Source organism: Lentimicrobium sp. S6 (genome assembly GCF_013166635.1).
Lineage (GTDB): Bacteria > Bacteroidota > Bacteroidia > Bacteroidales > UBA12170 > UBA12170.
On record NZ_JABKBZ010000087.1, the window covers coordinates 1 to 19,132 of the forward strand.

General features: G+C 33.8%; 14 protein-coding genes and 1 pseudogene. 10 read left to right on the plus strand and 5 right to left on the minus strand.

The window, feature by feature from the left end:
* Positions 1–627 (plus strand): annotated as a pseudogene (locus HNS40_RS19580) (ISAs1 family transposase); the annotation flags it as partial.
* 163 nt (positions 628–790) lie between these two features.
* Here the strand turns inward: HNS40_RS19580 and HNS40_RS19585 are convergent.
* The 4 genes from HNS40_RS19585 to HNS40_RS19600 are packed head-to-tail and all read right to left on the minus strand — an operon-like array spanning position 791 to position 2,586.
* Positions 791–1,126 carry an ATP-binding protein gene (locus HNS40_RS19585; RefSeq protein WP_172284089.1) on the minus strand — a complete coding sequence of 112 codons (336 nt, stop codon included), beginning with the start codon at positions 1,124–1,126 and terminating at the stop codon, positions 791–793.
* Positions 1,123–1,911, minus strand: a complete 789-nt coding sequence (locus HNS40_RS19590) for an ATP-binding protein (protein WP_371742964.1) — start codon at positions 1,909–1,911, stop codon at positions 1,123–1,125. The genes HNS40_RS19585 and HNS40_RS19590 overlap by 4 nt, the downstream gene beginning before the upstream one ends.
* Positions 1,901–2,161 (minus strand): penicillin-binding transpeptidase domain-containing protein, encoded by a 261-nt coding sequence (locus tag HNS40_RS23780; protein WP_172284120.1) that lies wholly within the window; start codon positions 2,159–2,161, stop codon positions 1,901–1,903. The genes HNS40_RS19590 and HNS40_RS23780 overlap by 11 nt, the downstream gene beginning before the upstream one ends.
* Entirely contained in the window at positions 2,071–2,586 is a 516-nt protein-coding gene (locus HNS40_RS19600) for a penicillin-binding transpeptidase domain-containing protein (RefSeq protein WP_172284094.1), read from the minus strand. The genes HNS40_RS23780 and HNS40_RS19600 overlap by 91 nt, the downstream gene beginning before the upstream one ends.
* A 431-nt stretch (positions 2,587–3,017) precedes the next feature.
* On the opposite strand from HNS40_RS19600, the gene HNS40_RS19605 reads away from it, so the two are divergent.
* Together HNS40_RS19605 and HNS40_RS19610 are read left to right on the plus strand one after the other, a co-directional pair.
* The gene (locus tag HNS40_RS19605; RefSeq protein ID WP_172284096.1) at positions 3,018–3,791 is read left to right on the plus strand and encodes a class I SAM-dependent methyltransferase; all 774 of its coding nucleotides are present in this window, start codon (positions 3,018–3,020) and stop codon (positions 3,789–3,791) included.
* 258 nt (positions 3,792–4,049) lie between these two features.
* Positions 4,050–4,907, plus strand: a complete 858-nt coding sequence (locus tag HNS40_RS19610) for a patatin family protein (protein WP_172284098.1) — start codon at positions 4,050–4,052, stop codon at positions 4,905–4,907.
* Between the two features lie 139 nt (positions 4,908–5,046).
* Here HNS40_RS19610 and HNS40_RS19615 read toward each other — a convergent pair whose 3' ends face one another.
* Complete coding sequence (locus HNS40_RS19615) at positions 5,047–5,871, minus strand: peptidylprolyl isomerase (RefSeq protein WP_172284100.1); 825 nt, start codon at positions 5,869–5,871, stop codon at positions 5,047–5,049.
* A gap of 490 nt (positions 5,872–6,361) precedes the next feature.
* Here HNS40_RS19615 and HNS40_RS19620 point away from each other — a divergent pair, with 490 nt between their 5' ends.
* The 7 genes from HNS40_RS19620 to HNS40_RS19650 all read left to right on the plus strand — a co-directional run.
* Positions 6,362–7,717, plus strand: coding sequence for a TolC family protein (locus HNS40_RS19620; protein ID WP_172284102.1), 1,356 nt, complete (start codon positions 6,362–6,364; stop codon positions 7,715–7,717).
* A gap of 858 nt (positions 7,718–8,575) precedes the next feature.
* The gene (locus HNS40_RS19625; RefSeq protein ID WP_172284104.1) at positions 8,576–9,823 is read left to right on the plus strand and encodes an efflux RND transporter periplasmic adaptor subunit; all 1,248 of its coding nucleotides are present in this window, start codon (positions 8,576–8,578) and stop codon (positions 9,821–9,823) included.
* A gap of 18 nt (positions 9,824–9,841) precedes the next feature.
* The gene (locus HNS40_RS19630) at positions 9,842–10,333 is read left to right on the plus strand and encodes a hypothetical protein (RefSeq protein ID WP_172284106.1); all 492 of its coding nucleotides are present in this window, start codon (positions 9,842–9,844) and stop codon (positions 10,331–10,333) included.
* A gap of 269 nt (positions 10,334–10,602) precedes the next feature.
* On the plus strand, positions 10,603–13,041 hold the full coding sequence (locus HNS40_RS19635) for an FtsX-like permease family protein (RefSeq protein WP_172284109.1): 2,439 nt from the start codon (positions 10,603–10,605) through the stop codon (positions 13,039–13,041).
* A gap of 240 nt (positions 13,042–13,281) precedes the next feature.
* Positions 13,282–15,705 (plus strand): ABC transporter permease, encoded by a 2,424-nt coding sequence (locus tag HNS40_RS19640; RefSeq protein WP_172284111.1) that lies wholly within the window; start codon positions 13,282–13,284, stop codon positions 15,703–15,705.
* A 137-nt stretch (positions 15,706–15,842) separates the two neighbouring features.
* Positions 15,843–16,517 (plus strand): ABC transporter ATP-binding protein, encoded by a 675-nt coding sequence (locus tag HNS40_RS19645; RefSeq protein ID WP_172284113.1) that lies wholly within the window; start codon positions 15,843–15,845, stop codon positions 16,515–16,517.
* A 295-nt stretch (positions 16,518–16,812) separates the two neighbouring features.
* On the plus strand, positions 16,813–19,132 hold a 2,320-nt coding region (locus HNS40_RS19650; RefSeq protein WP_172284116.1), incomplete at its 3' end, for an ABC transporter permease.

A 19,132-nucleotide genomic window follows, 5' to 3' on the forward strand; every position in this document is an offset into this window, starting at 1 on the left:
TATTTCAGGCAATATTATCACTATTGATGCCATGGGAACTCAAACTGATATCGCCGATAAAATTAAAGAAAGTGAAGCAGACTATATTTTAGCTGTTAAAGGAAATCAAGAACAATTATTAGAGCAATAAAAGATGAGTTTCGTTTCGCAAAACAAATAGAAACCCATGAGAATATTGACATAGGCCATGGCAGAATTGAAACAAGAAAATGCAGTGGAATCACAGATTTTAAATTTATAGAAAACGAAGATAACAAATGGAATAAATTAACTCAGATAGTTAAATTAGAGTCAATTAGAGAATTTAAAATTAGCGACAAACAAACAGAGAAAGCAATCCGTTATTATATTACCAGTAAAAATGATGTAGCTAAAAACTATCAGAATTATATCTGTTCGCATTGGGGAGTTGAGAATAAATTACACTGGACTTTAGATGTAGCATTCTCAGAAGATGCATCACGAAAAAGAAATAAAAACGCTGCTCAAAACTATTCTGTACTTCTCAAAATAGCATTGAATTTATTGAAAAATGAAAAATCAGAAAAGCAAGGGATAGCTGGGAAAAGGCTTAAGGCCGGATGGAATGAAGACTACTTACTAAAGGTGCTTGATATAAAAGTGTGAGTTTGCCCTGAAGTAAATCCTGTACCATTTATTCTTTTGGGATACTTTTTGTAAGGGTTCTTATTATTTGTGCTAAAATTTAATGATCCAATAAAAAGTCAATAATATTCATTCTTATAATGCCATTGGTATTGGTTGAAGGTAATTGATCCATGGTGAGGATTTATTTGGGATAATTGTCTTTTATTTTTTCCAGTGCTCTGTATTCTCTTTTTATGGTCGATCCTGACTGCAGAAGATAACTAACTTTTATATAGATTTTTTCATTCGATTTCTCTGCGATAAAATCTATTTCCAAATCACCTAGTTTCCCTATGTGTATCTGGTAATTATCCCTTTTTAGTTTTATAAAGACTATATTTTCTAACATTCTAGCAATATCTTGTTCTTTATACCCAAACATGACATTTTTAAGAGATAAATCTCCTAAATAGTATTTCTCATAAAGCTCTAAAACCTTTTTCCTTTTCAAATCATAGCGTTGGACTTTGTGTATCATAAAGCTACTTTCGAGATGAAGAAGATAGTTTTGAATGGTATCACCTCCAATGGTTTTTTTTTCTGGCTTTTAAGATATTTACTTATTGAATTACTTGAAAAAACTTGTCCGATATTAATAAATACAAACTTTGTAATATCTTGAAAAAGCCTAATATTTCTTATTTGATTTCTACCTATTACATCTTTAACTAAAATGGTATTATATAGAGAGAAGATATATTGAAAACAAATTTCTTCGTTTAAACTAAAGTTATAAATGACTTGGAATCCTCCGAATTTGAGAAACAACTGAAACTCATCATTTCTATTCTGAGGCTCATTTTTATTAAATAGTTGAAATACATCGAACCCTAATGAGTAGATGTTAACTTCAACATATCGTCCAGAAATATAGGTGCTAAGTTCTGATGATAGCAGATTTGAATTGGAGCCTGTTATATAAATATCATAAATTCCTTCAGCAAAAAAAGAGCTAATGGCTTTTTCCCATTGGTTAATTTCCTGTACTTCATCAATAAATAAGTATCTGGGTTTATTGTTATTCTTATAATATTCAGTAATAAACTTGGTTAAGTGTCTGTAAACTTGTATTTTATCAAATTCAAGTAATTCCTTATTGATATAGAGAATCTGTTCATTTATTATATTTAATTTTTGTAATTCAAGTATGATTTGTTTTGCATAATAGCTCTTACCTACTCTTCGCATTCCTGTAATAACTTTAATAACAGGCTTGTTGATGTAGGCTCTTATTTTATTTAGATAGCTTTCTCTAAGAATGATCTACAAATCCTACCAACCAGCCAATTTGTTTATCAACTCTCAGGGCCCAGCCTGTTTTTGAATAAACTTTGTAATTCTCGGTGGAGTCGGTGAGCATGAGGGTTTTTACTATTTCTTGATTCTCGATGCTAAATGGAAGCTCATTATTGAGGAGCCTTTTTAAGAAACTGATTTGTGCATTGGCTGAGATTCTGATATCACCTTGTAACCAAAAGTTGTCAATATTGGACCTATGATCTGATTTCCATATTGCGCTTTATCTATGTATTCTTGCATTTTACCTTCTCCCATTCGTCGGACCAACTCTTGATAAAACCAAAAACATGAAATTCCTAGAGCAGAATTCATACATTGGTCCTGATTCCATAATGGCCATCCTCTATCTTTCCCATCCCATTTTATGCTGTCGTAAATTCCATTCACTGCCTTTGTTTCTAAAGCAATAAGAGAGTTTAGGATTTTAAAAGTAAAAGCGGGTAGATAAGTAGAATCGCATCTTTTTTCATTGTAATATTGGAACTGTTGAGTTTTAGTATCATATAAAACCAGGCATCCGTTTATATTTGAATCATTAAAGAATTTTGCCCATTCTTCTTTTTCAAGTGTTTGTTGAGCGTTTGAAATTGAGGGGATGATAAATAAAGAAATAAGAAGTAATGGAAGTATGTTTCTCATATATTTAGGTTTTGATAAAATGTGAAGCTAAATTACTAGAATAAATGAAGATATTGATTCTTAAAATTGCTCGATCTAAAATATTTTATATCTTTGCTATATCTAAAAAGATTTATGTTAAGTACTAAAATGGAGCTGGTTGGGTAAATAGGTTTTGATGTTCTATCAAAGCTTATCCTTTAGATTTACTCTGATATATTCATATCAGGGTCACTTTTATATATAATATTTTAACGAATTTTGAGCCTGACAAAATAGAACATATTTCTAAAGTCAAGTGTTTGATTTAGAATGTTCGAGTTCAAGGCTTGCGAAGTCCTGAATAACAATAAATTTACTTTTGTAAATGTTTGTTTTCGGTGCAAGCGTAACGCAGAAATCGAACTTAATAGACAAACACTTAATAGTCATGCTCCATAATACAAAACATCATGAGTAATGATAATAAATCTATTCACGATTTCGATTTAAGTTTAATAGTCGAATATTATTCAAATACACCACAACAAGGGCCCGGAAGTCCTGAAACTACATTGAAAGTTTTAAGTTTCATTGATAATTTAACTGAGGATTCTAAGATTGTAGATATAGGATGCGGAACAGGCGGTCAGACCCAAGTATTGGCACAGTATGCTCCAGCACCTATTCTCGGGATCGATTTGTTTCCCGTTTTTATAGACCTATTTAATGAAAATGCAAATTCTTTAAATCTTCAAGACCAGATGAAAGGGATAGTTGGCTCTATGAATAAACTTCCTTTTCTTGATAAAGAAATAGACTTAATCTGGTCGGAAGGTGCCATCTATAATATTGGTTTTGAGAAAGGTTTAAAATACTGGAGAAGGTTTTTGAAAACTGGAGGATATATTGCTGTTTCTGAGGCTTCGTGGTTTACTGAGGAACGTCCAAAAGAGATCGAAGATTTCTGGAATGATGCTTACCCAGGAATAGACACTATAGCCAATAAGGTAGATCAAATGCAAAAAGTAGGATATAAAACCATTGCTGCATTTGCCATACCAGATAGTTGCTGGATAGACAATTTCTATGCACCTCAAGTGAAAATTCAAGAGGATTTCTTAATCAAAAAATCAGGAAATAAAGCAGCAGAAGGTTTTATTGCCAACCAAAGGCATGAAACAGACTTGTATCGCAAGTATAAAGACTATTATGGTTATGTATTTTATATTGGAAAGAAAATATAAAGCATTCAATTAGAATTAGAACAATGGGGTGGTCTTTAAATAGAGGCTACCCTTTTTTTTGCTAAAAATAGAACATGGATGACACGGATTAAGCAGATTCTCACGGATTAATTATACCTAATTTCTTTATGCCTTTGCGGCCTCGCGTGCCAATTATTACATGTTTTTAATAGAAAATAGATTAAGAATAAACAGATTGAAACCACAAATTATTCTAAAATATTCCTAATTTCGTCAGCATTAAAATAGACGTCATCAATGGAAAAGAAAACTGCATTAATACTAGAAGGAGGAGGTTTTAGAGCCATGTTTAGTGCCGGAATACTAGAAGTGTTCTTGGAGAAACAATTGTCCTTTGAAACGGTGTATGGAGTTTCGGCTGGTGCTGCTTATGGAGTGTCTTATATCTCAAAACAAATAGGGAGGAATATCGAGGTGAACGAGATGATTGGTGACAAGAGATATTGTAGTTGGAATAATTTAATTCGTCAAGGAACCATGTTTTCATGGGATTTTATTTATGAAGAAATTCCACAACATATCATCCCTTTTGATTATGAGGAGTTGATGAATTCGCCAAGCCAGTTTTATGTAGGTACTAGTAATTGTGAGACTGGAAATCCAGAGTTTTTTCTTTTAAACAATGCTGATAAGAAAGAGTTCAAAACTATATTGGCTGCCAGTGGTTCGCTACCATTTATTGCTCCTATGGTCCATTACGACAGTAAAATTTTAATGGATGGAGGTTTATCCGATTCAGTTCCTTTTGAGCATGCTTTAAATAATGGAAACGATAGGGCAGTGGTGATATTAACCCAGCCAAAAGAATATTTCAAAAAGCCAATGAAGTATGCTTCTTTCTTAAAGTGGTATTATCGGAAATTCCCTAAGGTATATGAAATGCTAGTCACCAGAGCAGAAAGATATAACGAATCGATGTTTAAATTAGAGCAACTTGAAAAGCAAGGCGTGGTGTATATTATTCGACCACCAAAAGCAATGGATATAGATAGAATAGAAAATAATCCACAAAAGACTGCAGTTATTTATCATGCGGCCATGGAGCAAGGTAATTTGGAGTTTTCTGCTCTTTGGGAGTGGCTTAATAGGAAGTAAAAGAGGAACACGAATTACACAGGTCAGGCGGATTAACACGAATGTCCAAGGTTAAATAGCCTCCTATTAGATTAAGACTAATTTCTTTGCGTCTTTGCGACTCTGCGTGATAAATTCTTTTTGTTTTCCACCTTAATTTTTACCTCAAAACCCGAACCCCGACAATAAGAACATCCTCCAAAGGTCTATCCATAGCATCAGTTGAAACAGCAGCAATCAAATCCACTATTTCGAATCCACTAATCACTTCACCAAATACGGTGTAGTTTTGGTCGAGGTGTGGTGTGCCGCCTTTTGTTTTGTAAATTTCTCTTTGATATTCTGGGATTTTATAAAGCTCAAATTGGCCTTTTGCTAATTCCTTTAGACTGTCGTTATATTGAAAATAGAGTTCCATATTTCCCTCGTCCATCGCTTTTGCTAAGGCATCTGATAAGGATTTGTTTTCTGGAAGATTTCTGGCGGCATTTACGGCTAAGTTCTCATTAATACGATCCTCAGCTTTTTGGAGGAGGCTATCATTAAAAACTTTTCCCTGAACAATATAAAACTGCATGGCGCTGGAAGCTCTTTTCAGGTTTCCATCTCTAGCAGCAGCCAAAACCCCTTTTTTATGAAACAGATCAGGGTGGAATTCAGCATCTACCATATAGGGTAAATCTCCATTTCCTAGAGTATCACCCGCTTTGGCAAACTTGCTATCAGGGTCGCCACCTTGTATCATAAAATTCTCAATCACTCTATGAAATAAAAGGCTATCGAAAGCTCCATCTTTAGCCAGTTTTGCAAAATTATCACGATGTTTAGGGGTCTCATTATATAATTCCAAGACTATTATCCCTTTGTTGGTAGTCATTTCTATTTGAATGCGCTCCTCCGTTTTTTCTTTTGGAGCTACGGTGTTATTACAAGCCCAAAAACTAAGGCTGATGAGGATTAGGAGGATGCTGTTTTTTATTTTCATGATGTGAGGTTTATATGCAGATTTTACTTTTTGTAAAGATATTAATTCTATGGAAAGTATCCAGGAAGTATGTTTTATATCCATTGGTTTCTCTGTGAAACTTTGAGTTTTCTTTGTGCAAACTGTCAAATACCTACATTCTATTAGAACAGGTAGAATATAAAAAAGTAGCTTAGTAGAAAGATTAACTTAATTGAAAAAGATTTCATTATACTGAAAATATATATAGAAAAGCAAAAATCTTTTCATTATAAATATTGTTAAATAGATGATGTATTTTGATTTATCACCTGGCATTTGTTATTTGGAACCTTCTTAATCATTGTAAAATATCCAACACCAAGTGTAAAATATTTTTACAAGTTAAAGCCCTGCTTATGCCAATAAATGAATGTAAGTAATAGTATATCAGTGTGTAGTGATTTTTGGCATAAGGATTGAAAACAAATCAGTAACGACAATGATTTGTATTATAACAACAGACAATAAAATGTATAGAATAACAATATTTTTCGAGAATGCTTGGTGGTTCATTCTAGCGTCATTTATATTGACGCTTTTATGGCCCACTTCTCAAATTCAGGCTCAAGAGTCATGGAAGATTAGCGATTGCATAGACTATGCCATGGAGAACAACTTGGATTTGAATATGAAATATAATAATATTGAAAGTCAGGAAGTGAGTCTTAAGGAAAGCAAAGCGAATATATTGCCTAATCTGAATTTTGGTAGCAACTTGGAATTAAACTTTGGTAGGAACGTAGATGGAAACGATAACTCTGTAACCTACGATCCTACTTTGTCTCAAAATTACTACCTCAACTCCTCCTTTACTTTGTTTCAGGGGATGGTGAAGAAAAATGGTATTCGCTTTAGCAAATATCTCCTCAAAGCATCGGAGCAAGGCGCAGAAGTGGAAAAGAATCAGTTGGTGTTTAAAATCCTAAGCTCTTATTATACCGTACTTTATTCTCAAGGATTAAGAGATGTGGCAGAGAGTCAGGTGGGTTTGTCGAAGATGCAATTTGACCGCATGCAGAAGTTAGTAGAAGTAGGTAAGGAATCTCCCATCACTGCTCAAGACCTCGAAAGCCAATGGGCCAGTGATAGGTTGAGCCTCACCAAAGCACAGAATCAATATAATAAAACCATTTTGGAACTTAAGCAATTATTACGATTGAATGTGGAGCAGTCCTTTGCTATTGATACAAACACCACCCAAGAATTGATTCTGAATGCCAGCAATAATGTAGATTCTATTTTTATTAGAGCTAAAGATATTCTTCCACAACTAAAACAACAGCAAATGTTATTAGGAGCTTCTGAAAAGAACTTGGCCATTGCCAAAGGAGGAGTCTATCCGAGTTTAAATATGAATGCAGGATATAGCACTGGTTTTTATGATCAGAATAGTCTCACTTACGGCAAGCAGTTGGAAGAAAACCAAAATCAATGGGTGGGGCTGAGCTTGAGAGTCCCTATTTATAACCGAGCTGTGGTATCATCCGATATCAAACGAAAGCGAATCGCTCTTAAAGATCAGAAGCTATTATTTGAGAAACAGAAAGAGGCTTTATATATAGAAATATGGAATGCCATAGAGGATTTACAGTCGGCAGAAAAAGAATATCAATCTTCACAAGAGTTACACGATTTTAGTGAGTTGAGTTTAAAAAATGTTACCAAAAAACTAGAAAAGGGTTTGGCCAATACCACAGAGTTTGAAACAGCCAAGCAGCGATATATTTCAGCACAAGCTAATCTGTTAAAATCAAAACTAGTATATGTGATGCGTTATCAGATGCTCACTTTCTATCAGACGGCTAATTGGAATCATTTGTATTAATTAGTTAATAGCTAACAACTAATAGTTAATAGTTAACAGTGAAAAGAGAAAAGTTAACAGTGAATAGAGAAAATAAATAATGATAAATACTTTTTAAAATTGCCTAAGACGAGGCTTGCGACATTTTTTTAAGCCGATTTTACTTTTGTAAATGAGAATAAAAAAAATGGAGTATAACGAAGTATTAGGGAATTATTTAAAAGAATACGATAGAAAAAACATAAGAAAACAGCTTTGAATAATAAGAGTTAATTCAAGGTTGAGAAAATAGATAAATAACAAAATAATTAATGACCAATACTTTTTAAAATTGCCTAAGACGAGGCTTGCGACATTTTTTTTAAGCCGATTTTACTTTTGTAAATGAGAATAAAAAAAATGGAGTATAACGAAGTATTAGGGAATTATTTAAAAGAATACGATATAAAAACATAAGAAATCAACTTTGAGTAATTAGAGTTAATTCAAGGTTGAGAAAATAGATAAATAACAAAATAATTAATGACCAATACTTTTTAAAATTGCCTAAGACGAGGCTTGCGACATTTTTTTAAGCCGATTTTACTTTTGTAAATGAGAATAAAAAAAATGGAGTATAACGAAGTATTAGGGGATTATTTAAAAGAAAACGATAGAAAAAACATAAGAAATCAACTTTGAATAATAAGAGTTAATTCAAGGTTGAGAAAATAGATAAATAACAAAATAATTAATGACCAATACTTTTTAAAATTGCCTAAGACGAGGCTTTCGACATTTTTTTAAGCCGATTTTACTTTTGTAAATGAGAATAAAAAAAATGGAGTATAACGAAGTATTAGGGAATTATTTAAAAGAATACTTTAGAAAAATCGAATCATGGATGTAAAAATAGAAAAGAAAAAAGGTCTGAAAAAAAAGCACATCATTATTGGAGTTGCAGGAGCATTATTCCTCACCTTGATATATTTTGCATTTTTCGCAACAAATTTATCCACCTATAGAGCCGATAAAGAAAAGCTGAGCATAGCGAAAGTAGAGGAGGGTATCTTTCACGATTATATCACCGTTAGTGGAAATGTTCATCCCATATCAACCATTTATTTAGATGCACGAGAAGGCGGTAGAGTAGAGGAGAAGGTAGCTGAAGAAGGTCAGATGGTAAAAAAAGGTGATGTGATACTTCGAATGAGTAATACGGATCTCAGCTTGAGCATTCTCAATAGTGAAGCCCAATTGGCCGAGAAGAGTAACTTTCTCAGGAATACCATGGTGGTTATGGAACAAGAGAAGCTTCAAATTAAAAGAGAATTACTGAACTTGGAGTTCGACATCATTAGAAAGAAGAGAACTTATGATCAGAATAAAAGCTTAATAGCCGATAACTTGATTTCCCAAGAGGAATACATCATCTCGGAGGAGGATTATCAATTTGCTAAGCGCAGTTACGATTTATATATGGAGCGCCAGAGTCAAGATTCTATCTACCGTTCTATTCAGGTGAAGCAAATGGAAGGTAATTTGCAAAATATGGAGTTGAACCTTAAATTGGTTCGTCAACGCCAAGATCAGTTAAATGTGAAATCGCCTATTGATGGACAGCTTACTTTTCTAGATGCTGAATTGGGACAATCTATTCCTAAAGGTAGCAGATTAGGTCAGATTGATGTGCTGGCTTCCTTTAAAGTGGTGGCCGAAATTGATGAGCATTATATTGATAAAGTAAGAGTAGGTTTATCAGCCATATTGGAACGCCAAGGACAAGAGTATGAGTTGACCATCAGAAAGGTATTTCCAGATGTAAGAAGCGGTCGCTTTTCTGTGGAATTGGTTTTTACTGGGGAGTCTCCTACAAATATGCGTACGGGTCAAACCTATTACTCTCGTCTACAACTGGGGAATCCTAAAAATGCTATGCTTTTACCCAAAGGATCCTTCTTCCAGAAAACTGGCGGACAATGGATATTTGTTTTAGCGGAGGATGGTCATTCAGCCGAAAAGCGCTATATCAAGATTGGTAATCAGAATCCTCAATATTACGAAGTTCTAGAAGGTCTACAAGCTGGTGAGCAGGTGATAGTATCGGGCTACGATAGCTTTGGTGAAAGTGAAAGAATAATATTCTAAGCATATTAAAAATAAACTATGAAATCACTATTTCACATACTCGGAACTCTTTCCATGATGCTAATGTCCATACTTTCCGACAGTCCAGGGGATACTTGTGTTAACCAGGCGCTTGAGCTAGATCAGCAGCAATTGAAGCATATTGGCTTTGAGTTTAGGGGTAGTGATATCTTGTTTCAATTCTCTATTGACGATTTACAACAAAAGTTTCATTTAGACAATGGAGAACATTGGACATCAATAGATAGAGTTGATATGGAGGAAAATATGGAGGAGTTTAATGCCAATAGAACCTATCTTCCTGTAGCCATTTTAAATGATGAATGTGAAATGATATACTCCTCTAGCCTCATCAAAAAGAAACGCATAGTATTACCAATTTTGGTTAATTCTATAAGTGAAACTGGAAGCAAAGCTTTTGTCTACCTCTTTCTTTATAATCAAGATTTAGCTCAGCTTTTACCAGAAGATATAGATATAAATGATTATATACTCAATACTTCAGAATAATAAAATCAATAAAAGAAAATGAACGAGTTTAATATAAAGCCATTTGTTGGCAAAGTAGTACTGCAGTCTAAAGAAATCCAATTGAGGTTTTGAGGTTTGAGTGAGAGTGAAAATGATAGAGGGGGAGTTTCTTTGCGACTTTGAGGTATTGATTGAAATTTAATGAGCTAGCGAACTAGAGATAGGGAGACTTGGCGAATGAAGAAATGAAAGAATGAACAATCTATTAAAACATTAAATCTTATGAAGAATAAAAGAAAGGTAAAATAATGTTTAAAACATTGCTTAAATCCATTTGGAATCATATAAGTCAGAATAAAACCTATTCAGTAATTAATATAGGTGGTTTAGCTATTGGTATAGGATGTAGCTTGGTCATCTATAAAATTATTGCTTACGAATCTAGTTTCGATAGCTATCATCAGAATTATGAAAATGTATACCGTTTAATTAATGAATACAAAATACCTACAATAGGAATTAAATACGGGGAAGCTCAGGTGCATCCTGTTGGAAGTGCTATAAGAAATGATTTTCCAGGAATAGATGCCCTAATGACTTTTTATGCTGGCAAAGGTCAGATTAATGTAGAGCATGAAAATGGAAGCATTCAGAAGTACCAAGAAGAAACGGGCTTGGTTTATGCAGAACCTAATATCTTTGAGTTTTTCGATTTTAATTTCTTAGCCGGTAATCCTTCAAATGCTCTAGATAATAAAGGAAGTGTGGTGATTAGTTCTTCGCTAGCACAGAAGTATTTTGGTTTATCAGCTCAAGAAGTTAGTCAAGCACTTAATCAAACACTCATTATAAATAATGCAGGTGCATTACAAATTACTGGAGTGATATCAGATCCACCAAAAAACACAGATCTTCCTTTCTCAATTATTGCAAACTATAAAGATCAGCCTCTATCAAATCCCTATTTTAAAGGTGGAATAGATTGGCAAGAAGGTAATTCGGCAACTAATTGTTATTTACTTTTACCTCAAAACGTATCTCCAAAAACATTTGAGAATCAGCTTTTGGCATTCTATGATAAGTATAATAAGAAGAACAATACCCTTGAGCAAAAATATGTTTTACAGCCTCTTTCTGAATTGCATTCGAGTACTTGCAATAATTATAGTAATCGACAAGTTCCCCACAAAAATCTATTGATTCTTGGTGTTATCGGTTTGTTTCTGATCATTGTGGCTGCGATAAACTTCATTAACCTTTCTGTTGTTCAGGCTACAAAAAGGTTTAAAGAAATCGGGATTAAGAAAATACTTGGAGAAAGCAAAAGGCAATCGAGTATACAGTTTCTGATAGAGTCCATTGTTGTCACATTTATTGCAGCATTTATTGGATTATTCATTGCCCATTTCCTGTTTATTTACCTTGAAAGCGTTATTGGGTATCGATTACATTTAAACCTATTAATGGATCCCAGCATCTTTATTTATTTAATACTGGTGGCCATCATTATTGGAATTTTATCTGGTTTATATCCATCTACAATTATAGCTGGAATGAGTCCTAATGTTGCCCTAAAAAGTTCGTTTAATGTAAAAAACTCTTCTTCCTTCTTATCACTAAGGAGTACATTGCTTATCATTCAGTTCTGCATTTCGCTAGTCTTAATTATCGGGACTCTAGTGATGAACCAACAATTAAACTACTTCATGACTAAAGATTTAGGCTTTAGTAAAGAAGCTATTCTTTTAGTCACCTTACCCGATTCAAATTCGGAGAAACGACAATTATTAAAAGAAAAACTTAAAAAGCATCCTGAATTTGAAATGGTGAGCTATGGAACTCGCAGTCCTTTGGCAGATTGGAGAGTGAATTCTTTTATCAATCACCCATCTATTGAAAAAGATGAGCATTTCGCAAATTTGAAAACGGCAGATGTAGATTATCTGAATTTATTTGAACTAAAATTAATAGCAGGTGAAAATTATTCACAGGTTAAAAATAATGGTGATGTTATTGTCAATAGACAACTTGCAAAACTTCTTGGGTTTAACGATCCTCAGCAGGCATTAGGTGAGCGGTTTGGGTTTGGTAATAATGGCACGGTATTTAATATCGTTGCTGTAGTTGAGAATTTCCACGCACAATCATTACATAAGAGTATGGAGAATGTCATTTTCTCCAATCTGAGCTTTAATATCAATGAAATGGCCATTAAAATGAACCCCAATGTTTTGAGTTTAAATGCTTATCAGGAATCAATAAAAAAAGTGGAAAAAGAGTGGGATGAAATCTTCCCAGATGATATCATGAATTTTCGTTTTTTCGATGATAAAATCGCCTCCTTATATCAAGAGGAGGAAAATACATCAAAGCTTATCCAACTTTTTGCAATGGTTGCCATTTTGATAGGAAGTCTCGGGTTGTTTGGACTGATTTCTTATATCATCAGCCAAAAGACAAAAGAAATAGGTATTCGAAAAGTAAATGGGGCTACCATACTTGAGATTGTCAGATTGTTAAACTGGAGTTTTGTAAAATGGATATTGGTAGCCTTTGTGATTGCAGCACCTCTTTCCTATTATTTGATGAATAAATGGTTGGAAAATTTCGCTTACAGGATTGATTTAGGCTGGTGGGTATTTGCCGTTGCAGGATTTATTGCCCTTGCCATTTCATTGCTGACAGTGAGCTGGCAAAGTTATACAGCAGCCCGTAGAAATCCAGTGGATGCTTTGAGACATGAGTAGGTCGGAAGTTAGAAGTTGGAAGTTGGAAGTTGGAAGTTGGAAGTGAGGAGTAAAAGTGTTTTTAATAAAAATGATAGAATAAAGAAATTGCAAGACAAAACCTTTTTAAAAATTGTCTTAGACGAGGCTTTCGAGGTTTTTTAATGACGATTTTACTAATTGTAAATGAGAAAGTAAAAAATGGAGAGTAACGAAGTATAAGGCAATTATTTAAATGATTAAATAGAATAAACAAAAAAAATGAACATAGGAAAAATCATCAGAAGAATTAAAAAGAACAAACTTTGGTTCGGACTCAATGTCTTGGGGCTTTCAGTAGCATTTGCTTGCTTATTATTGGTTTATTCCTTTGTGAGTATGGAATTGAGCTATGATAAATTTCATTCCAATTCTGATAGGATTTATCGCTTGACTTCTAATAGTAACACAGGTGCAAGTTCTATGGTTGATGCACGCACACAGACCCATTTAAGCTATAAGTTGAATGAGGAACTTCCACAAGTAGAGGAAGTGCTAAGACTTACTTCCTTTCGAAATGCCATTATATCTATTGAGGATAATTCTTTCTATTCAAAGAAGGTATATGCCGTTGATTCTTCTTTCTTCCAGATTTTTGACTTTGAATTATTAGTAGGAGATGCCGAAAATATTTTTAATCATCCTAAGCATGTAGTCATAACAGAGCGTTTTGCAAAAACACATTTTGGGCATACTGATGTTATAGGAGAAAAAATATTTATTGTTCATCAGCGGGATGTGAAAAAATTTGAGTTTACTATTCAAGGAGTTTTAAAAGACCCACCTTCAAATTCACATTTTAACTTCGATATTTTGACCTCCAGAGAAGAGGACATTAGGAATACTCTTGATTATACCTATTTATTATTGGCTCCCGAAACCAACACCGATGAGCTACTACAAGAAATACAAGCCAAATGGGATGAGAAACATGAAGGAAATGATTATCAACCTCTTGCTGATTTACAGGCTCTTACTCGTATTCATTTGCACAGTCATAAATCCAGAGAATTGGAAAAGAACAGTAGCTTTCAGTCTATCCTCCTTCTTCTATCCAGCATATTAATCATTATGCTTATAGCATTTATCAACTACTCCAATCTGAATTTCGTTCAGTTTATTTCCGATATAAAAACCCATAAAATCAAGCTGATTAATGGAGCAAAAAAAAGGAATGTTTTATTTGATACTATTAAAGAAACAATAATACTGAATATCATAATTATCGCACTCTCCTTCTTTTTGGCTCAGCAATTTTCTTCCTATTATCATTTTTTATCATTTTTCAATTTAACGGTACTTGAAATTATTTTTTTGCTTTTAGGATTTGCCCTATTGGTCATCCTGAATTCTATTTGGCCATTATTAGTGAATAAAATTTCTATAGGAGCCTATATGGATATGCTAAAGCAAAAGTCATCATATAAGGTATTTGTGATTTTGCAGTTGGCATTAACTATGATTTCACTGAGCTCCATTTTAATTTTGCATAAACAACTCAATCATATCAATAGCCTTCATCCCGATGCCGAGAGTATGGACATGGTGGTTATTCCTGAAAACCCATGGGATGTAGTGAGTAATTACGAAGTTTTTAAGGAAAAACTAAAACAGCATCCTGAAATAATAGATGTTACTTCTGTAATGGAAGAGCCAGCTGGCATGGTGACTGATAATTTCCCATACGAGATTGAAGGAAAGGAAAAAATTCCTAATTCAACTTTAAATATTTTGTGTGTAGACTCAAATTTCTTCTCCTTTCTTGATATTAATGCCATCGCTGGGAAAGCTAGTTTTGGGCAAACCAGTAGCATGGAATGGGAGCAAAAAGCACTTCGCTTGTGGCAATTATCATTGAGCGAACAAGAAATACCAAAGGAATTGGAAGATGAAGTAAGCATCCATCATTCAAAATATATTATTAATAAAACGGCCTTAAAGCATATGGGTTTTGAGAACCCAGAGGACGCCATAGGTCAAAACTTTAGATTTGAACACATGGAGCCACTATTCCCTTTTGGACCCATTATAGGTGTAGTGGAAGATTTTCATTATACCAATTTGTATGCTAAAGAAAAGCCAATGGTCATGGTCTCCAGAAAGGTGTTTAGTTCCAATTTCCTTATAAGAATTGAACTGAAAAACAGGAATAAGGCATTGAAAATTATTAATGAAGTTTGGACAGAAGTAAATCCTGATAAACCATTTGCCTATGAATTTGCCAGTGATAGCTATGAGAAGGTATATGAGAAAGAATATACAATCACCAAGGTACTTTCTCTATTCACTATTGTTTCCTTGATTTTATCTGGATTGGGACTCTTTGCTATGGTATCATTTAATCTAGCCAGAAGAAAAAAAGAAATAGGCTTGAGAAAAATCAATGGTGCTAAGGTGAGTGAGATACTATCCTTGTTATTTAAATCATACAGTTCATGGGTGTTCATTGCCTTTATTTTGGCAACACCGATATCCTATATGCTTATGAACAAGTGGTTAGAAGGCTTTGCCTATAAAACGAATCTTGATGTTAGCATTTTCATTTTAGCAGGATTGATAACCCTTTGTTTTTCCTTTTTAATAGTGGCTTGGAAAAGCTATAAAAGTGCTAGAAGAAATCCGGCGGAATCTATTCGTTATGAGTGAGAAGTGAGAAGTGAGAAGTGAGAAGTGAGAAGTGAGAAGTGAGAAGTGAGAAGTGAGAAGTGAGAAGTGAGAAGTGAGAAGTTTTTTTTGCGCCTTTGCGTGAGAATAAAATATAGAAAACAATAAAGACAATAAACATGATAAAAATTGAAAAATTAAGCAAAGTTTTTAGAACAGAAGATATTGAAACTTATGCGCTTAATGGTGTAGATATCAATGTGAAAAAAGGAGAATTTGTAGCCATCATGGGGCCTTCAGGCTGTGGAAAATCCACTTTGTTGAACATTGTAGGCTTGCTTGATAATCCTACAGATGGTTCATACCAGTTTGGTGGCACAGAAGTAGCCAAACTTAAAGAAAAAGACAGAACCGTTTTTCGTAAGGGAAATATTGGATTCGTTTTCCAAAGCTTTAATCTGATTGATGAATTTTCTGTATATGAGAATGTAGAGCTTCCTCTAATTTATTTAAAGATGAGTGCCTCAGAAAGAAGGAAAAGAGTGGAGGAGGTTTTACAAAGAATGAAAATTGGACATCGTATTAAGCATTATCCTCAGCAATTATCTGGTGGACAGCAGCAAAGAGTCGCGATAGCAAGAGCAGTAGTTGCTAATCCAGATTTGGTATTAGCTGATGAGCCTACGGGTAACTTGGATACTAAGAATGGTTTAGAAGTGATGAACTTATTAACAGAACTCAACCAAGAAGGTGCCACCATCATCATGGTAACGCACTCTGATAGAGATGCTGGTTTTGCTCATCGTACTATAAATTTACTAGATGGTGAGGTGATTACTGAAGAGAAAAATTAGGCCTTGTTAAAACATATGAGTTGTTATAACAAGGGTAGTAACCCATAAAAATCAGGGGTAGAGTATAGAGGCATTAGTATATATAACAGTTTTGATATTTATGTGAGAAATATCTATCGCGTAAAACCAAGGAAAATTGAATTATACCAATGTACGCCAAAATGCATCTTAAGCCATTTTGCTTTTACATTGGTAAATGCTGATACATAATCAAAGCGGCTTTAAGACTATTAGGGATTTAAGGCGCAATTTGATTAATCAGCGGTATTAATTAATCATTAGAAAGGAAAAAACTATGTTTAAGCACTTTGCAAAAATCACCTTGCGTAGCATTCAGAAAAATAAAATAAATACATTAATAACTCTATTTGGTTTAAGCCTTGGCTTAACCTGCACCATCATTATTGGTTTGTGGGTAAAATATGAGATGAGTTACGATAGGTTTCATGAAAACTCACAAGACCTATATAAGGCGGCTTTTACTCATGAACCCTCAGATTTTCATGCTTACGTTTTACCAGCTCCTGTTGCCCTGCATTTAAAGGAAGAATATCCGGATATTAAAAACTCAACTGTTTTTTGGAACTGGGGAAACAAAAAGATAATACAAGGTGAAAATAAAATTTTGGTTAATGGTAGCTTTGTGGATCCCTCTTTTTTCTCCATGTTTAATTTCCCTTTAGCAATTGGAACCCTTTCTGATGCTTTCATACATCCCAACTCTATTGTTCTCACCCAATCATTAGCTGAAAAACTTTTTGGGGATGAAAATCCAATAGGCCATACCGTAAAAGTGGATGGTGACGATGAGTATATTGTAACAGCTGTATTTGAGGATATTCCAGCAAATTCGGATATTCAATTTGAATTTTTACTTCCTTATCAATTGATTTCTAAATATTTTGATACTTGGAATAGCAAATCCATGGAAGTGTATGTACAACTTAATAAAGGAACTGACTATTCAGCTGTTAATATTAAAATAGCTGATGTGATCAGTCAATTTAAGCCTGATTGGAATAATAAATTGTATATAACACCATTGACGGATTGTCATTTACACAATCTAAAAGGTGGAGGGCGCATACAATACGTCTATATTCTTTCCATTGTTGCCATCCTTATTTTAATAATTGCAACCTTCAATATTGTTAATTTAACAATGGCCACCTCAGATAAAAGAATCAAAGAGATTGGTTTAAGGAAAATCTTAGGTTCTGGTAAGAAATTACTCATTATTCAGTTTCTTTTTGAAGCTCAAATTCTTGCCATGTTGGCTCTGGGCATTGCACTCATTTTTGTTGAACTGCTTTTACCATCTGTCAATAATCTACTTCACGTAAATCTGGAACTTAGTTTTAATCTTTACACCATTCTTACTCTATTGGGGTTTGCAGCTCTTACTGGATTAATCTCTGGAATCTATCCTGCATCCTTTCTTTCATCTTTGAGGCCTATTGATTTGATTAAAAAAACGATTCAGCCCTTTGGTTCTTTAAATAAGAATAATTCTTCATCGAATCATCAGAAACTGAATCTTAGAAGTGGATTGGTGATTTTTCAGTTTGCATTAACCATAATTCTGATAGCCGGAATTATTGTTATTACTCAGCAAGTTCGTTTCATGAAGCAAAAGGATCTTGGGTTTAATAAGAATGATATCCTTATCGTACAAATGCAAGATGAGCTTAAGCATAATTATGAGGCAGCAAAAAACGAATTATTAATGATGCCGGAAATTTCAAGCATCAGTACTTCTCGAAGTCCTTTAACCGTTTGGTGGATGTCAGATATGCCAGTATGGGATGGAAGGGAAACAGATGATGTTTTTGATATGGGCTTAAATTTCGTGGATTATGATTTTGATGAAACCATAGGTGTTGAAGTTATTGAAGGCAGATTCTTGTCCAAGGAATTCTCCAAAGATGCAAGCGATGGCTTTGTAATTAATGAAGCCGCTGTAAAAGCAATGGATTTGGAAAATCCAGTGGGGACAAAAATGTCAATTTTCGATGGAACATCTTCTGAGCAAAAAGGGGAGATCATCGGAGTCATTAAAAACATGCATACCGAATCTTTGCATTCCGAAATTAAACCTTTTGCATTTAGGTATGCTCCAATTGGTTCTTTTATGTTTATTAAAATGAATTCCTCATCTAATTCTAAACTTGTACAAACTATTAAAAATAAAATTGAAAAAATAGCCCCAAATGATTTAGTGGAGTTGAGCTTTTTGGAAGATGATTTGAATGAATTGTATGCCAAAGAACAAACAACAGAGAAACTAATAGGATATAGTTCCCTTATTGCCATTCTAATTTCATGTTTAGGCTTGTTTGGACTAAGCCTTTATGGATTGCAGAAAAGGATAAAAGAAATAGGAATCCGAAAAGTAAATGGTGCAATGGTATCTGAAATATTAGTCTTGCTCAATAAAGACTTTATAAAGTGGGTGGCCATTGCCTTTGTAATTGCAGTTCCCATTGCCTGGTATGTTATGAACCAGTGGCTTCAGAATTTTGCTTATAGAATCGGATTAAGTTGGTGGATATTTGCCTTAGCTGGGTTTGTTGCTTTGTTAATAGTTTTAATCACAGTTAGTTTTCAGGTTTTTA